The following is a 15832-nucleotide window of genomic DNA, read 5'->3' on the forward strand; positions in this document are numbered from 1 at the left end:
GGAGCGCGCTGACTCAGCTCACAGAGCGCACGCTATGCCGACCCGGCACCGCGCGGTGCTGAGGCGCGAACAGACAGCATGCATTTCTCCGCGAGGCCGATCGCGAAGCTGAGGTGCCGAGTCGCCTGCTCCAGCATCATCCCGAGCGTGGTGAGGCTGACGGTAACGAGGATGTGATCGGGCATCTCAGTTCGGCTGAGAGCCCCAGCCGCAAAGTTGGAGTTGGAGTGGGCGATGCCGGAGCATGCTCTCCACGCGTCCACCCCGATGAGTTTGGCGCCGCGGTTCTCGGGGATCTTCTTGTCGACATCGCCGATGATGTCTGTCAGGTGCGCGAACGGCTTGTCGAGGTCGAGGCTTTTCAGCCCGGGCCGGCTTTGGATGACCTCGGTGAGCAGTCGACGGAGTTCCTTGGTAATGGCGTCCGTCGGCGTCGGGTATTTCTTCGTGTAGACGATGACGCGCTGCCGATTGTCCCAGGTGAGCCGGATGGAGCGGCGCACGCGAGCATCGATTGTGCCGGGCAGCATCAACCAGGACGCAAGCGCGGACGCCTCGATCGCCACGCGGATCAACGAGTACCCGGCGAGTGGCCGCGGCCCGTTCGCCTCGATGCCTTGGGCCAGCATTGTGAGGTGGTCGAGCGCGCTGTGCAGAAGGTGCACGATCTGGTCGGACGGTGGGTCGATGGGTTTGACGTTGTCGTCGACCTGGGCGCGACTTCCTTCCAGGGGATGAAGCATCCGGATTCGCAGCTCTGCGTTCTCCACCCAGGAGGGGAGGCGACCGACTAGCTCGGCAGAGGCCTGCACCAACGCCGGATCGTTCAGGACTGGATCTGCGTTCAAGGTCATGGTTGACGCTCCTGTTGAGGTGGCCTCGTCGCTCGACGACGGGGAGGCGAGGCGAGCTACTCCTCTGTGAAGCTCGCCAGCGCCCACATGGTCAGCTGCGGATCTCTTCGACGGAACCATCCGCGTTTCGTCGGAAGCGGCGCCCGTCGGCGTCTGTCCAATTCAGAACGACAGCCAGGTTCGTTTCGGGTGTCGGAAGGTTCTCGGTGCCGGAGCCATCCGGGAGTCGCCACTGACCTGTGAACGTCTTCGATTCCTGGGCCAGGATGAAGGGGCTCCCGCTGTTCGAGGTGCCGTTCGGATTCCAGATCGCTTCGGGAGGACCATCCTTCAAGCGAACAGGCCCGATCGTCACGTCGTACACCGGCTGGCTGTCTGTATTGGTCAGTTCGATCTTGGTCTCCGAGTAGCCCGGCCGGTGCCCTCCGGAGGTGGCCATGCTGTAAGCGGTCCACCGAAGTCGTTCGGCTCGCCGAAGGGCTCGATCGTCGTCCTCAGCGCGGGCCTCACGGCGTCGCCGGAGTTCAACGCGGAACCCCCACACGGCGATGCCTACCGCAACGGCCGGGGCGACGAGCTGGAGCAGGGTTTCGCATAGCGGCGGGTCGTTGTTGATGACGATGACTGTGGACGCTCTCGCCAGGCTCTCTAGGAGGCTCATCGCGCGTTCCTCTCAGCGGCGCGCTGGCTGGCAGAGCAGGGCTCGTAGAGCGTGGCCATGATTCCTCCTCGGTTGCTCGACGCTGGGTTGCGGACGTGCGCACCTCAAATGAGCAGATACACCGATACTCACTTGAAGCAGCACAACTCTATGGGCCGCAGCAGACACCCCAGTCGCCGAGAACGGGGCTGAGAGTGACGGCGCGGGGAGCGTGTCGGGGCGCGGACTGGAGGGGCAACCTCTTGCGCGTGGCTGCCAGCTCCGCAGGCTCTTGGCCAAGGTCCAGCGCCATTCAGCAGCGGTGCCCTTTCAACGCGACGCGGGTGATGATCGTGGTGAGCGGAGGTGACCAGCAGTGAGGCGAGCGGCATCGCGAGGGCCTTTTCTGCGACTTTCCTGCAGTTTTGCGGTTTCCTGGACAGCCCGGAATAGTGAAAGTTCTGGTCAACATCCGGATCGAGAGCACCCGTACCCAGACTCAGTTGTTCTTGGTTCGAGTCCAGGTACCCCAGCAAAAAAAGACGTCGAAACCCCGGTGATGAGCCGGGGTTTTTTGTTCGGCGGAACGCAACGGCGCCGCTCTACATGGCGATGACTTCGCCCACCTCGACGCTGCCGCCGTAGGAGAGGCCGGGGCATCCTTCGGCCAGCGCGGTCGCCGCGGTGAGGTCGGCAGCGTCCACGAGGGCATAGCCGGACAAGGCGTTGGCTCCTGCGGGCGTTCCCAACAGCGTGGTCGCGCCGATGCGGCTGCCCATGTCGGTCACCGCCGAGCCGAGCTTCTGGAACCAGGCGCCCCAGGCGGCGACCTCTTCCTCGGTGGCGTTCACTGCCGGATCGTTGCGGAAAGCAAAGACGAACGCAGACATGATGTGCTCCTTCTGATTCTGGTCGACGTTCTGCTGTCGACTCAGCACTACGACGTCGCAGCGGGTCCGAAATCGACACGTCCCAGGAAACGCGACATGGAGAGCGCCCGGGGAGACCGGTCAGGACAGGACGACGCCCAATGCGTTCGTCCCGCCATCCACCGGCGCGCCGCCGAATACCAGCGCCACCACGAGCACGCACGCCAGCAGCGCTCCGGCGCCCAGAGAGATCCCCCAGATCGCGCGCGTCCGCCCCACATGCGTCGCCAGGCGTCCGGCGCGGATCAGCGCCGGAATGCCGAGGCCGACGGAGAGGCCGACGCCGACCAGGATCAGCAGGGCGAGGAGCGGGTCGATGCCGCCTCCGGTCGCGAGCGCGAGCACGACGACCGCGGCGGCGACCACGCCCGCGGCGATCGAGGCGGTGGCGTAGCCGTTGGTCGGGGAGGGCCGGCAACCGGCGCCGAGGGCGCCAACGGGCGGACCGCGTCCGTCCAGCGGAGGCCGTCCCACCAGCGCTGGAACCGGGTGTCGGCGTCTGGGTACCAGCCGGGCGGCGGCAACTGGCTCATCGGGCTCCTCGATCGGGGTGCACCGACACTATCGCCCGGCGTCTCCGCATCGGAGGATCCTCAGCCCGAAGCACCTGTTCTGGGGGTAGTCACAGGATGCAGTTCACCTCGTGGTAACCCCCGGCGAGGAAGATCATCCGACCGGGACAGCGGTACGGGGGTTCCGCGACCGAAGGTCACTCCGTGATGCGAGTGACAGTGCGGCCGGTCTCATCCACAGGACGGGATGAGACCGGCCGCACTCTCTGTTCGAGACCGAACATCGAGACCGAACGTCTCGACCGACTGATCAGCTTCCCAGACCGACGCGGTCCACACGGCGGTGGAAGCGCATTCCCGCCACGCCGCCGAGCACCGCGCCCGCGAGGCTGACGATCGCCACAGCGACCGCGGTGATGACGCCGGTCAGGGTGACGCTGCCCTCGTCCAGCGGGATGCGGGGGAAGCCGTTGATGTTGCCCAGGATGTTGTACTGGGCGCCGAGGATGAGGGTGAGGATGGCGACGACCACTGCGATGATGATCGCCCAGATCCACACGGCGAGGCCCTGGCGGGCGCCGTCGAAGCGCGCCATCCTGCCGGCGACATAGCCGCCGAAGTAGTACGCGACGAAGGCGATCACGACCAGCGCGATCGCACCGACGAAACCGATCGTCGCCGCGTTCTTGTTGGCTTCGTTCGCGGCGGCGTTCCCGCTGCCGCCCGACGCACCGAGGCCGACGGCGGCGCCCGCGGCGGCGACCAGCGCGGTCAGGATGACCGCCATGCCGGTCGCGGTGAGCCAGCCGAAGAAGGCGGCGCCGAACTTCATGCCGCCGAATTCGCTCCGCTCGCGGGCCACCACGTTCTCGCGAAGGGTGCGGTTGCCGTCGACCCGGAGGGCCTCGTCGGTCTCCTCCTGGGAGTCGCTCGGGTAACGCGCGGCGCGCGGGTACTCGTCCACCGGCTCCTCATCGAGGGAGCGGTCGTCCACCCGGCGCGTCGGGGTCGGGTCGTCGACGGCGGAGTCGGGGCGCGCCGCGACGGGCTCGACCGGCTCACCCGCCGCCCGGTGCGCTCCAGCGGCCGGCGCCGTCGCGTCCGCTGGTGCAGCGTCGTACGCCCGGGTTCCCGGCTCGTATGCGCGGGTCTCCGCCGGTTCGTTCGCTGGGGGTCTACGGTCCGTCATCTCGGTGCCTCCTCCACTTTCACGCGCCGGTGCGGCGGGTGCGTCGGCAGAACTGCCGCGGCGCACGCTAGCCGCGTCCGGACCGGCGGGGAAGGACCTTGATCCGCCCGGAGATCGGGGGTAGGCGAGCGTACAATCGGACCCACTTCAGCAGCACGCCGATCAGGTGGGAGGCGCTCGATGGGCTGGTTCGCCAGGACACGCCGCGCCGACTCCGTCGCGCTCGCGGAAGACGGGCTGAGCGCCGTGACGCTGCTGGCCGTGCTGGAGGAGGCGGTCTCGTACCTGTCCGCGGCGGAAAGCCTCCTGGAGCGGTGCGCGGTGGCGGGGGAGCCCGGTCACCCGATCGGAGTGCGCCCGGCCGACCGCCGGCTCGGCGCGGCGGACGCGCGCCAGGGCCTCCGGCTGCGGATCGCGTTCACCCAGCTCTCGCGCTGGCTCGACGGGATGACGTGCGAGCCGGAGCAGGAGCCGCTCCGCGCGGACGCGTCCCGGCTGCTGCGGTTCTACCTGCTGATGGTGACGTACGCGCTGGACGCCGCGTTCACGCCGCCGGCGCGGCAGCACATCGCGGTCCGCGGCGGCCACAGCGGCGCCGCGGGGCGGCTGGTCGAGTTGCGCGACCTGGCGCGGGCGGCGGCGGAGTAAGGCGCGACGCGCTCAGCGCCCCCGCCGCCTCCGCAGGCCGAACCCGATCAGCACGCCGCCGCCGATGGCGACGAGCACCCCGACCCCACGGACCACCCACTGCACGTCGCCCGTCGCCGCATCCACCAGGAGCGGACCGGCGAGCCCCACCACGACGAGCAGGATCCCGCCGATGAAGAACCACGGGGAGCCGTTCGTCCGTTCGACCATGCCCCGAGCCTACCGGCGGCCCCTCGCCGTGACCGGCGTCGTCACGCACGGCGGGATTGCAGCGAACCCCGGTAGCGTTGAGCACAGTATGCGCACCGACACCCTCGACCCGGTCCGGCTCCGCCCGGACTTCCCGATCCTCTCCCGCGAGGTGAACGGGCACCCCTTCGTCTACCTGGACTCCGGCGCCACGTCGCAGAAGCCGCGGCAGGTGCTCGACGCCGAACGCGAGTTCGCCGAGCGGTTCACGTCCGCCGTGCACCGCGGTGCCCACACCGTCGCCGGGGAGGCCACCGAGCTCTTCGAGGACGCCCGCGCCCGCGTGGCCCGCTTCGTCGGCGCCCGGCCCGAGGAGCTGGTCTGGACCTCCAACGCCACCGAGGGACTCAACCTCCTCGCCTATGGGATGTCGAACGCGTCCGCCGGCCGTGGCGGCGCCCCGGCCGAGCGGTTCCGGGTCGGCCCCGGCGACGAGCTCGTCGTCACGGAGGCCGAGCACCACGCGAACCTCATCCCGTGGCAGGAGCTGGCGGCCCGCACCGGAGCGACGCTCCGTGTGATCGGGCTGACCGACGACGGGCTGCTCCGGCTCGACCTGGCCGCCGCGCTGATCGGGCCGCGCACGAAGGTGGTCGCCTTCACCCACGTGTCGAATGTGCTCGGCGCGATCAACCCGGTCGAGGAGCTCGTGGCGCTCGCGCACGCTCAGGGCGCGCTCGCCGTGCTCGACGCCTGCCAGTCGGTGCCGCACCTCGCGGTCGACCTCCCGCAGCTCGGCGTCGACTTCGCCGTGTTCTCCGGCCACAAGATGCTCGGCCCGACCGGTGTCGGCGCCCTCTACGGCCGCACGGAGCTGCTCGACGCGCTCCCGCCGTTCCTCACCGGCGGCTCCATGATCACCACCGTGACACTCGACCACGCCGAGTACCTGCCCGCTCCGCAACGGTTCGAGGCCGGCACGCAGCGGGTGTCGCAGGCGGTCGCGCTCGCGGCCGCGGTCGACTACCTCGACGCGGTCGGGATGCCGGCGATCGAAGCGCACGAGGCGGAGCTGGGCGCGCGAATACTCGCCGGGCTCGCGGGCATCCCCGGCGTGCGGGTCCTCGGCCCCGGACCCGACGTGGAGCGGGTCGGCCTCGCCAGCTTCGTCGTCGACGGCATCCACGCCCACGACGTCGGGCAGTTCCTGGACGACCGCGGCATCGCGGTGCGCGTGGGCCACCACTGCGCGCAGCCGGTGCACCGCCGGTTCGGCGCCACGGCCTCCACCCGGATCAGCGCGTACCTGTACAACACGGCGGACGAGGTGGACGCCGCGGTGGCGGCCGTCGCTGACGCGCGCGACTTCTTCGGGGTGATCGACCGGTGAGCGACCTGCAGAGCCTGTACCAGCAGGTCATCCTCGACCATGCGCGCGAGAAGCACGGCTACGGCCTCGGCGAGGACGCCGCGGCCACGTCGCACCAGTACAACCCGACTTGCGGAGACGAGGTCACCGTGGGCGTGCACACGGACGCGGAGGGCCGCGTCCACGCGATCAGCTGGGAGGGTCACGGCTGCTCGATCTCGACCGCGTCCGCCTCGCTGCTCAGCGACCTCGTCCACGACGCCGACCGCGCCGACCTGGCTGCGTCGATCGCGGCGTTCCGCGAGCTGATGCAGTCCAAGGGCGCGCTGGAGGGCGACGAGGAGCTGCTGGGCGACGCCGTCGCGCTGGCCGGGGTCTCGCGGTACGTGACGCGCGTGAAGTGCGCGATGCTGCCGTGGGTGGCGCTGGAGGACGCCCTCCTCAAGTCCGCCTGACCGCCGAAGGGCACGCGTTTTTGCGTGCTCTTCGACGGAGTGCGGGGTGCTCAGGGAACCGGGGCCAGGTCCACTTCGTCGGCGATGGCCTCCAGCGCGGAGGGCAGGGTCGGGAACGTCGTGCCGTAGACGAGGCCGGACGGCCCTGCCGCGGTCCACGTCTCCTTCCGCTTCGCGACCTTGCCGACCAGATAACGCTTGTGGCCGCCGAGCGCCTGGCGCTGCGCGATCGGGAGCGTCAGCGGGAACGCGTAGACGTCGCCGCGCGGGCTGACCACCAGCTCCCAGCGGGCGCGGCCCGGGTTGAACTTGCTCGTGAAGATGCGCGACATGATGGCCTTTTGTACCCTGCCGCCGCCTCCGGTCGCCACGAAGATGACGACCTGTTGCGCGGGCGCGCGTCATGGGACGTCACACGGCGGTCACTCGCGTCGCCACCCGGCCGTCACCCGACCCGTCACCCGGCCGCCCTCAGTCGCCGAGCCCCTCCAGGAAGCTGCGGGTCGGCGCGAAGAACGTCGTCCCGGTGGTGGCCGTCGAGAAGTCCAGGATGCGGTCGTGGCTTCCCGGCGGGTCGCCGATGAACATGCGTTCCAGCATCCGCTCGATGACCCACAACTCGCGCGAGTAGCCGATGAAGTACGTGCCGAACTCGCCGTGGCCCGGCCTCCCGAACGGCATGTTGTCGCGGAGGATGTCGTGCTCGACGCCGTTCTCGTCGGTGATCGTGCTCAGCGTCTTGTGCGCCTTCTGGCCGTGCTCGACGTCGGGCAGCTCGATGTTCTCGACCTTCGTCCGCCCGATCACGTCCTCCTGCGACGGCACCGGGAGGCGGTTCCAGGAGGCGAGGTCGTGCAGGTACTTCTGCACGACGACGTAGCTGCCGCCCGCGTGATCGGGATCCTCGTCCCCGACGATCGAGGCCGCCGCCATGTCGCCCGCGGTGGGATTGGCCGTCCCGTCGACGAAGCCGAGGAGGTCGCGGGCGTCGAAGTAGCGGAAGCCGACCACCTCGTCCGCCACGGTGACCGCGTCGCCCAGCGCGTCGAGGAGCTGCCGCTCGAACTCGAAGCAGAAGTCGCCGCGCTCGGCGCGGATGTGGAACAGCAGGTCACCGGGCGTGGCGACCGCCGTGTGCACCGCGCCGCGGACCTCCCGGAACGGGTGCAGCTCCTTCGGCGGCGCGACGTCGGTCAGTCTGCCCCAGAAGTCCGCGCCGATGCCGATGTTGCACGACAGGTTGGCGTTCAGATCGCGGAAGCCCACTGTCTTCACGATGTCGGAGATGTTCGCAACCACGTCCCGCGCGGTGGCGACGGAGCCGGGGAGTCCGCGACCGTCACGACGAGGAAGACCGCCGCGCGGGAGAGGGGGCGTCGACGCTCTGCGGCTCGATCGGGACGCGCTGCCAGGGGTGGTCGCCGGTGCTGTTCGCCATGCCGATCACTCTGCCGGAATCGCGCCGCGCGCGATAGATCCGGTCGTGCACCACGCGCGGTTTCACCCGCTCTCGATTGGCGATCGCTGCGAAGACCCTGATAGCGTCGAAAGGCCCTGGTGCGCTGCGAGCGCGGCGCGCCGGAGGTGAACCAGCCCGCGATCCGGGCCGTGCGGCCGCACCGGTGGCCCCGCTCGGATCGTACGGTCGGCTGGCGTGGGCGCACCCCGATGGTCGCGCCAGCGACGGTGATTCGCGCGGAAGGCCCGCGCTCGAGTCGTGCCACCGTCGCCGCATGCCGTCGGCCCGGGCGCGACCAGAGTGTGCGTGTCCACCAGACGCGAGCGCGCACCGCGGAGAGACACGTTGAGCAACACGATCGCCGTCGAGGCGAGGAACATCTTCAAGGTCTTCGGACGCAAACCCCGGGAGACCGTGCGCCGGCTGCGGCAGGGCGCGAGCCGCGCGGACGTCGCCGGGCTCGGGACGGCCGCCGTCATCGACGCGAGCCTGACCGTCCGGCGCGGCGAGATCTTCGTCGTGATGGGGCTGTCCGGCTCGGGCAAGTCCACCCTGATCCGCCTCCTCAACGGGCTGCTGGAGCCGACCGCGGGTGAGGTGGAGGTCATGGGCACCACGATCACCGGCCTCGCGGGCGCGAAGCTGCGCGCCGTCCGGCAGCAGCACATCTCGATGGTGTTCCAGCACTTCGCCCTGCTGCCGCACCGCACCGTCCTCGACAACATCGCCTACGGCCTGGAGGTGCGCGGGATGCCCGCCGCCGAGCGCCGCGAGCGCGCGGTCGAAGTGCTGGAGCTGGTCGGCCTCGGCGGGTGGGGCGACAAGCTCCCCGGCGAGCTCTCCGGCGGGATGCAGCAGCGCGTCGGCCTCGGCCGAGCGCTGGCCGCCGACACCGACGTTCTGCTGATGGACGAGGCCTTCTCGGCGCTCGACCCGCTCATCCGCCGCGAGATGCAGGAGCAGCTCCTCGAACTGCAGAGCTCGCTGGGCAAGACCATCGTGTTCATCACGCACGACCTCAACGAGGCGATGTTCCTCGGCGACCGGATCGCGGTCATGCGGGACGGCCGGATCGTCCAGACCGGTACGCCGGAGGATATCCTCACCGATCCTGCCAACGACTATGTCGCCAGCTTCGTGCAGGACGTCGACCGCGCCCGCGTGCTGACCGCCGCGAGCGTGATGGAGCCGGCCCGCGCGCTGGTCACCGTCGCGGGCGGGCCGCGCGCCGCGATGCGCACGATGCGGGACCTCCAGACTTCCGCTGCGTTCGTCGTCGGCCAGGGCCGGCGGCTGCTGGGCGCGGTGCGCGACCGGGACGTGATGCGCCAGGTGCGGGACGGGCAGGGCGACCTGGCCGACGCGATCGACACGGACATCGCAACGGTGTCCCGCGACGAGGTGCTCAGCGAGCTGGTCGAGCCCGCCGTCGGCAGCGCCCTCCCGCTCGCCGTGGTGGACGACCAGCGCCGCCTGCTCGGCGTGATCCCGCGGGTCACCCTGCTCGCGGCCCTCGGGAACGTGTCCAGCGACACCACCGAGATCCCGGTCGTGGTCGAGCCTCCGGCCACCGTGCCGGTGGACGCGATGACGCTGGCCCTGCAGGAGTCCGCCGGGGGCGACGCCATCCCGGGCGACGCCGTCCCGGGCGACGCCGTCCCGGTCGTCGCCGACGAGGCGGAGGTGGTCGCGTGAACACGGCCCACCTGATCCCGCTCGGCCAGTGGGCGACCGCGGTCGTCGACTTCGTCACCACCACCTTCGGCGGCCTGTTCGACGTCATCCGCGTGGTCTTCACCGGGATGTTCGACGGTGTCGACTGGGCGCTGCAGACGCCGCCGTTCTGGGGCGTCGTCCTCATCGTCGCGATCCTCGCGGTCTGGCTGCGCGGCTGGGTGTTCGGCGCGGGCACCGTGCTCGGGCTCCTGCTCATCGCGGGGATCGGCCAGTGGGCGAACGCGATGGACACCCTCGCGCTCGTGCTGGTCTCCTCGGCCATCGCGATCGCGCTGAGCGTGCCGCTCGGCATCCTCGCCGCGCGGTCCCGGACGGCGTCGGCGATCATCCGGCCGGTGCTCGACTTCATGCAGACGATGCCGGCGTTCGTGTACCTGATCCCGGCGCTGATCCTGTTCCGGGTGGGCGTGGTGCCCGGCATGGTCGCGACCATCGTCTTCGCGATGGCGCCCGGGGTGCGGCTCACCGAGCTGGGCATCCGCGGCGTCGACACCGAGCTGGTGGAGGCCGGCCGCGCGTTCGGCTCGCCGCCCCGCCGCATCCTGCGCCAGATCCAGCTTCCGCTGGCCATGCCGTCGATCCTCGCCGGCGTCAACCAGGTCATCATGCTCTCGCTCTCGATGGTCGTCATCGCGGGCATGGTCGGCGGGGGCGGCCTCGGCCGGGACATCGTCCAGGCGCTCAGCCGGGTGGATGTCGGGCTCGGCTTCGAGGCGGGCATCGCCGTCGTCATCCTGGCGATCGTGCTCGACCGGCTCACCGCCGCGGTCGGCAAGGCCCGGGTGCGGATGCCGAAGCGCGCGCTCGCGGTGCTCGGCGCCGGCCTGCTCGTCGTGATCGGCGGGACGGCCGTGACCGCGGCCTCCACCGCCGGCGGCGACAAGGGCCACGTGAAGGTGGCCGTGTTCAACGGCTGGCCGGAGGGCGAGGCGGCCTCGTACCTGTGGAAGCACGTGCTGGAGCGCGAGGGCTACCAGGTGGACTTCGAGTACGCGGACGCCGGGCCGGCCTTCGCCGGACTGAGCACCGGGGACTACGACATCGCGTTCGACGGCTGGCTGCCGACCACCCACGCGCAGTACATGAAGACCTACGGCGCGCACCTCTCCGACCTGGGCGCCTGGAACGACGAGGCCAAGCTGACCATCGCGGTCAACAAGGACGCGCCGATCGACTCGCTCGACCAGCTCGCGTCGCACGCCTCCGACTTCGGCAACCGCCTGGTCGGCATCGAGCCGGGCGCCGGGCTCACCGAGGCCACCCAGAAGAAGGTCATCCCGGAGTACGGACTCGGGAAGATGGACTTCGTCACGTCCTCCACGCCGGCCATGCTCGCCGAGCTGTCCAGCGCGATGAAGAAGCGGGTCGAAGTCGAGGTGGACGCGGATGGCCGCGACCTCCGCACGACAGCCGTCCCGGTCTGATGCCGAACGGCACGTGAGCGCCCCTGGAACACGGTTGTCGCGGCGGCTACGTGTCCCTCGGCGCTCAGCGGATCAGCACTGAGCTGACCGGGAGGGCGATGGCGACGGCGCCGAGCGCGACCGCGAGCAGCCAGCCGGCGCGCACGAGCTGCGCGGTCCTGACCTCGCGCTCGATGACCGCGAACCGCTCCACCGTCTCGGGGGACGAGTCCACCGGGCGCCAGGTGGCCGGGTCGTCGAACAGCCCCGCCACCTCGGCGATCGTGGCGGCGTCCAGCACGGCCGGGCGCCGGGTCAGCCACCGGACGAGCTGTTCGGCGCGCAGCACCACGACCCGGCGCGGCCGCTGCCGAACGGTGACCTCCTTGGTCCCGACGAGCGCGACGACGGCCGTCACGGGAGCGGCGATGCCCGCCTGCGCGAGCACGCCCCGTACGCGGGAGGCCTCCAGGTCGGAGTTGCGCAGGTACGGCTGCTTCTGACCGGCGACCAGCACCGCGCGCTCGCCCACCCACACGCGCTGGCCGCGGTGATGCTCGGTGTTGACGACGAACACGCCTGGCGGGCCGACGACGATGTGGTCGACGTCGGAGACCGCTCCGGAGGCGTCCGGTCGCGTCCCGACCGGAACGGCGTGGAAGACGCTCCAGCCCCCGGGAGCCGGTGGAGCAGCGCACCCACTTCGCGCTCGCCGAGCGCGCCGGCGAACCAGGGCGCGGTGTCCGCGCCGATCGGCCGTGCGCCGAGCGCGCGTGCGAGCGCGGACCGCGGCGGCGACTGGGTGTGCAGGCGCACCACCTGCTCCATCACCGCGGCGCCTGCGGCCCTGTCGCGCATGCGCGTCGTGCGCCGTCCGTTCTCGTTCATCCCCGCAAGCGTACGGACGTGCGGGAGGACTCCCCAGTCCCCAGTGAGGGACGACCGCGGCGGCCTACCCCTGGCCGGGTGCCCCCTCGCCGCGGGTCACGTCTGCGTCGGGTTCGCCGTCACCGGCGCGCTCGTCGGAGCGGCCGCCGACGCCCGGTTCCTGGTCCGGCAGCCGCTCCTCGAGCGAGTCGTTGCGGCTCGCGACCTCCTCCAGGGCGTCCTCCGGCGTGTCCCCGAGGCCGGAGACCTTGTCGCGGAGCTCCTGCTCGCGGTACTCGGGAGGCTCGGGTGCGTCGTTTCGATCCGTCATGCGGCGCACTCTACGCCGAGCCGGCCTGAGTCAGACCATGATGTCGACGGCGTAGACCTGGTCGGTGGGATGCCCGGCCTTCTCGTGCACGCGCATCACCGCCTCCCTCGACGGCCCGGTCGACAGGCAGAACACCTTGCCGCTCTCCGGGTCGAGCCAGGCGGTCTCGAAGTGCACGCCCTCCTCGCCCTCGACCGCCAGGTCGGCCGCGTGGGCCTCGGCGAGCTGGTCTTCGGTGACGCCGACGAATCCGTCGTGGACGTCCATGAATCGTGTCATGATCGGCTCCTTCTCCTCGTGCCGCCGGGGATCCTCCCCGCGACGTCCGGAGTCTCCTCGAGCGGGTGACGCCGTGGCATCGGTCATCCGACCGATCCCGGTGCGGCACGCGTTCGCGCGGCGCTATGCTTCGCGCATGGATGCGGCGCCGGCATCGTTCCGGGGCGCCGAACGCGTGTGCCCGGTGTTCGTGGGCAGGGAGGACCTGCTCGCGCTGGCCCGTCGCCGCCTGGCCGCCGCGCTGGACGGCCGGGGCGGCCTGCTGCTGATCGCGGGGAGGCCGGGATCGGCAAGTCACGGCTGATGGAGGAGGTCGTCGCCCTCAGCGTCGCGCGGCGGGTGCACGCCGACGCGTACGCGGACGACCGCGAGACCCCCGGGCTGCTGCTGCTCGGCATCGCCGCGTCGCTCGCGGAGGCCGGGGACGGCCCGGCAGCCGAGCGGATCAGAGGACTGGTGCTGCGCGGCGACCCGGCTGACGGTGCGGATCCCGCGACGCGCTCGACCCGCCGACGGCTGCTGGTCGCGGAGCTGGCCGCCACTCTGGCCGCGGCGCTCACGCTGCCCACGATCCTCGCCCTGGAGGACGTGCACTGGGCCGACCAGCTCGGGCTCGACGTCCTCCGCCGGGTCGCGGTCGCCGTGCGCGAGCGGCCGAGCCTGCTCGTGGTGACGTTCCGCACCGAGGACCCGGAGGTCGCGGCGGAGGCCACCGCGTGGCGGCTCGACCTGGTGGGCCACAGGCTGGCGGAGGAGGTGCGGCCCTCGCGACTCGGCGCCGACGGGGTCGCGCGGATGCTCGCCGCCATCCGCGGCACCGAGCCGTCCGCCGAGGAGGCCGAACGGCTGCACGCGGTGAGCGACGGCATCCCGCTGCACGTGGAGGAGCTGCTCGCCGAGGGCTCCGACGGCGCTCCCGAGACGGTCGCTACGGCTGTGCTGTCCCGCACCCGCGCCCTCGCACCGGCGTCGTCGGCCGTGCTGGAGGCGGCGGCCGTGATCGGGCGCGAGTCCGACGTCCGGCTGCTCGCGCTGGTCGTCGGCGACGAGTGGGACCGGGCCGCGCGAGAGGCCGCCCTCGACGACCTCGTGGCGCAGCACCTCCTGGTCCGAGCCGCGACCGGGTCCTACGACTTCCGGCACGCCCTCATCCGGGACGCGGTGTACTCAGCCGTGCCGTCCCCGCGCCGGCGCATCCTGCACGGGCGCGTCGTGGACGCCGGCGCCGGCCTGTCCGACGCACTGCTCTCGCTGCACGCCGAGCGCGCCGGGCGCGCGCGGGAGGCGTACGCTCTCGCCCGGCGCGCGGCCGAGCGGGCGGCCACGCTGTCCGCGCATCGCGAGGCCGCCGACCTCTACCGCCGCGCGCAGCGGACGATGCCGCTCGCCGTGGACGGCCCCGACCGGGCTGACCTCCTGCGCCGGCTCGGAGCCGAACTCGCCGCCGTCGACGCCAACCGGGAGGCGGCGACAGAACTGGCGCGGGCCGTCGACCTGTACCGCACCGCCGGGCTCGCACGGGAGGCTGCCGCCGTCGTGCCGGCGCTCGTCGCCGCGCGGCACCTCCTCGGAGCGGACTACCCGTCGCGAGTGGCGGCCCTCCGTGCCGCGCTCGGCTGGATCGACGCCGACGACGACGCGGAGGCCGTTCGGGTGCGCGGCCGTCTTCTCGCCGCGCAGGCAGCCGCCGCCATGCTCGAGCGGCGGCTGGACGACGCGCGGCGGGTCGCCGTGGAGGCGCGGGGGCTCCTGACCGCGGAGGGCGACCGGATCGGCCTCGACGCCACCCTCGGCTCGGTCCTGGTGTTCGCGGGGGAAGGCGAACCGGCCTGGTACCTGCTGCTCGGCGCGGCGGAGGAAGGCGCGGCGCACGGCCAGGAGGAGGCGTCGGCCCGCGCGTACCGGATGCTCGGATCGAGCGCGTCGGTGCTTCTGCAGTACGAGCGCGGGGCCGAGTGGCTGGCCGACGGGATCGCCTACGCCGAGCGCATCGAGCGCTGGAACGATGCGCACTATCTCACCGCGCACCTGGCGCACGTGCGCTGGGCCGGCGGCGACCTCCGCGCCGCGGCAGAGCTCGCCGGGCACGCCCTCGCGGACGGCCGCGGCGGCATCACCACGGAGGTGACCGCGCTGCACGTCCTCGGCTACTGTGCGCTGTCCTCGGGCGATCTCGTCCGCGCCGAGGAACTGCTGCGCCGGGCGGAGGGGATCGGCGAGCGGATGCAGGAGCTGCAGCGGCTGTCGCCTGCGCTGTGGGGGCTCGCCGAGACGGCCCTGCTCGCGGACGACGCCGCCGCCGCGGTCGGCTACTGCGAGCGCGGCGCGGTCGAGTCGCGCCGCGTCGAGGACTCCGCCTACGCGTTCCCGTTCGCGGTCACCGGGGTGCGGGCGCACCTGGCGGCCGGTGATGCCGCCGCGGCACGGGCATGGCTGGACCGGATCAGCGTCCTGGTCGAGCGCCGCCGGATCCCAGGGACGGAGTTCGCCCTCCAGCACGCCGCCGGGGTCCTCGCCCTGCGCGAGCGGCGTCCCTCCGACGCCCGGGACCTGCTGGAGTCGGCCTCCGCCGGGTGGGACGCGCTCGGCCGGTGGTGGGAGGGCACGCAGGCGATCCTGGACCGCGCCGAATGCGCACGCCGCACCCGCAGCCCCGGGGAGGCGGCCGCCCTCGTCGCCGAGGCCCGCACGCGAGCACGCGGGACGGTCCTGGAACGCCGCGCGGACGCGCTGACCGCGCGGCTGGCCGAGGGCGTCGAGCCGTCGATGCTGAGCGCGCGCGAGGAGGAGGTCGCCGCGCAGATCGCAGGAGGCGCGACCAACCGGGAGATCGCCGCCGCCCTGCACATCGCCCCGAAGACCGTGTCGACGCATGTCGAGCACATCCTCGCCAAGCTCGGAGCGTCACGCCGGTCCGAGATCGCGGCGTGGGCGGCCGGGCGCAGGACTTGACGGCCCTCGTGCCCGCCGG

At 71.8% G+C, this 15832-nt stretch carries 19 protein-coding genes; 7 read left to right on the forward strand and 12 right to left on the reverse strand.

Annotation, left to right across the window (positions count from 1 at the left end):
• Positions 1–32: 32 nt before the first annotated feature.
• From ACRAWC_RS01800 to ACRAWC_RS01825, 6 genes are all read right to left on the reverse strand, one after another.
• Complete coding sequence (locus ACRAWC_RS01800; RefSeq protein WP_431346219.1) at positions 33–854, reverse strand: hypothetical protein; 822 nt, start codon at positions 852–854, stop codon at positions 33–35.
• A 91-nt stretch (positions 855–945) separates the two neighbouring features.
• Complete coding sequence (locus tag ACRAWC_RS01805; RefSeq protein WP_431346220.1) at positions 946–1515, reverse strand: hypothetical protein; 570 nt, start codon at positions 1513–1515, stop codon at positions 946–948.
• Positions 1516–2096: 581 nt separating this feature from the next.
• Positions 2097–2384, reverse strand: a complete 288-nt coding sequence (locus ACRAWC_RS01810; RefSeq protein ID WP_431346221.1) for a hypothetical protein — start codon at positions 2382–2384, stop codon at positions 2097–2099.
• 120 nt (positions 2385–2504) lie between these two features.
• Positions 2505–2789 (reverse strand): hypothetical protein, encoded by a 285-nt coding sequence (locus ACRAWC_RS01815; protein ID WP_431346222.1) that lies wholly within the window; start codon positions 2787–2789, stop codon positions 2505–2507.
• Entirely contained in the window at positions 2717–2956 is a 240-nt protein-coding gene (locus ACRAWC_RS01820; RefSeq protein ID WP_431346223.1) for a DUF2510 domain-containing protein, read from the reverse strand. The genes ACRAWC_RS01815 and ACRAWC_RS01820 overlap by 73 nt, the downstream gene beginning before the upstream one ends.
• 289 nt (positions 2957–3245) lie before the next feature.
• Entirely contained in the window at positions 3246–4124 is an 879-nt protein-coding gene (locus tag ACRAWC_RS01825) for a hypothetical protein (protein WP_431346224.1), read from the reverse strand.
• Between the two features lie 180 nt (positions 4125–4304).
• On the opposite strand from ACRAWC_RS01825, the gene ACRAWC_RS01830 reads away from it, so the two are divergent.
• On the forward strand, positions 4305–4772 hold the full coding sequence (locus ACRAWC_RS01830) for a hypothetical protein (RefSeq protein WP_431346225.1): 468 nt from the start codon (positions 4305–4307) through the stop codon (positions 4770–4772).
• Between the two features lie 12 nt (positions 4773–4784).
• On the opposite strand, the gene ACRAWC_RS01835 is transcribed toward ACRAWC_RS01830, so the two are convergent.
• Positions 4785–4982, reverse strand: coding sequence for a hypothetical protein (locus tag ACRAWC_RS01835; protein WP_431346226.1), 198 nt, complete (start codon positions 4980–4982; stop codon positions 4785–4787).
• Between the two features lie 88 nt (positions 4983–5070).
• On the opposite strand from ACRAWC_RS01835, the gene ACRAWC_RS01840 reads away from it, so the two are divergent.
• Positions 5071–6351: a SufS family cysteine desulfurase gene (locus ACRAWC_RS01840; RefSeq protein ID WP_431346227.1), complete on the forward strand. Its 1281-nt coding sequence runs from the start codon at positions 5071–5073 to the stop codon at positions 6349–6351.
• The gene (gene sufU / locus ACRAWC_RS01845) at positions 6348–6785 is read left to right on the forward strand and encodes a Fe-S cluster assembly sulfur transfer protein SufU (protein ID WP_431346228.1); all 438 of its coding nucleotides are present in this window, start codon (positions 6348–6350) and stop codon (positions 6783–6785) included. Before ACRAWC_RS01840 ends, sufU begins: the two co-directional genes overlap by 4 nt.
• Positions 6786–6835: 50 nt before the next feature.
• Here the strand turns inward: sufU and ACRAWC_RS01850 are convergent, their stop codons facing one another.
• Together ACRAWC_RS01850 and ACRAWC_RS01855 are read right to left on the reverse strand one after the other, a co-directional pair.
• Positions 6836–7117 carry a hypothetical protein gene (locus ACRAWC_RS01850; protein ID WP_431346229.1) on the reverse strand — a complete coding sequence of 94 codons (282 nt, stop codon included), beginning with the start codon at positions 7115–7117 and terminating at the stop codon, positions 6836–6838.
• 139 nt (positions 7118–7256) lie between these two features.
• Positions 7257–8084, reverse strand: a complete 828-nt coding sequence (locus ACRAWC_RS01855; RefSeq protein ID WP_431346230.1) for a Dyp-type peroxidase — start codon at positions 8082–8084, stop codon at positions 7257–7259.
• A gap of 505 nt (positions 8085–8589) precedes the next feature.
• Here ACRAWC_RS01855 and ACRAWC_RS01860 point away from each other — a divergent pair.
• Both ACRAWC_RS01860 and ACRAWC_RS01865 read left to right on the forward strand, forming a co-directional pair.
• The gene (locus ACRAWC_RS01860; RefSeq protein ID WP_431346231.1) at positions 8590–9939 is read left to right on the forward strand and encodes a quaternary amine ABC transporter ATP-binding protein; all 1350 of its coding nucleotides are present in this window, start codon (positions 8590–8592) and stop codon (positions 9937–9939) included.
• On the forward strand, positions 9936–11405 hold the full coding sequence (locus ACRAWC_RS01865) for a glycine betaine ABC transporter substrate-binding protein (protein ID WP_431346232.1): 1470 nt from the start codon (positions 9936–9938) through the stop codon (positions 11403–11405). Before ACRAWC_RS01860 ends, ACRAWC_RS01865 begins: the two co-directional genes overlap by 4 nt.
• A gap of 64 nt (positions 11406–11469) precedes the next feature.
• Here ACRAWC_RS01865 and ACRAWC_RS01870 read toward each other — a convergent pair whose 3' ends face one another.
• From ACRAWC_RS01870 to ACRAWC_RS01880, 3 genes are read right to left on the reverse strand one after another with little or no spacing between them, the layout of a single operon-like run.
• The gene (locus ACRAWC_RS01870) at positions 11470–12309 is read right to left on the reverse strand and encodes an NERD domain-containing protein (RefSeq protein ID WP_431346567.1); all 840 of its coding nucleotides are present in this window, start codon (positions 12307–12309) and stop codon (positions 11470–11472) included.
• Positions 12310–12336: 27 nt separating this feature from the next.
• Positions 12337–12582, reverse strand: coding sequence for a hypothetical protein (locus ACRAWC_RS01875; protein WP_431346233.1), 246 nt, complete (start codon positions 12580–12582; stop codon positions 12337–12339).
• 30 nt (positions 12583–12612) lie between these two features.
• Positions 12613–12861, reverse strand: a complete 249-nt coding sequence (locus tag ACRAWC_RS01880; RefSeq protein WP_431346234.1) for an SCO4226 family nickel-binding protein — start codon at positions 12859–12861, stop codon at positions 12613–12615.
• A gap of 136 nt (positions 12862–12997) precedes the next feature.
• On the opposite strand from ACRAWC_RS01880, the gene ACRAWC_RS01885 reads away from it, so the two are divergent.
• Both ACRAWC_RS01885 and ACRAWC_RS01890 read left to right on the forward strand, forming a co-directional pair.
• Complete coding sequence (locus ACRAWC_RS01885; protein WP_431346235.1) at positions 12998–13165, forward strand: hypothetical protein; 168 nt, start codon at positions 12998–13000, stop codon at positions 13163–13165.
• Positions 13165–15813, forward strand: a complete 2649-nt coding sequence (locus ACRAWC_RS01890) for a LuxR C-terminal-related transcriptional regulator (protein WP_431346236.1) — start codon at positions 13165–13167, stop codon at positions 15811–15813. The genes ACRAWC_RS01885 and ACRAWC_RS01890 overlap by 1 nt, the downstream gene beginning before the upstream one ends.
• Positions 15814–15832: the final 19 nt, after the last annotated feature.

The sequence above is a fragment of the Leifsonia sp. L25 genome (genome assembly GCF_050632895.1).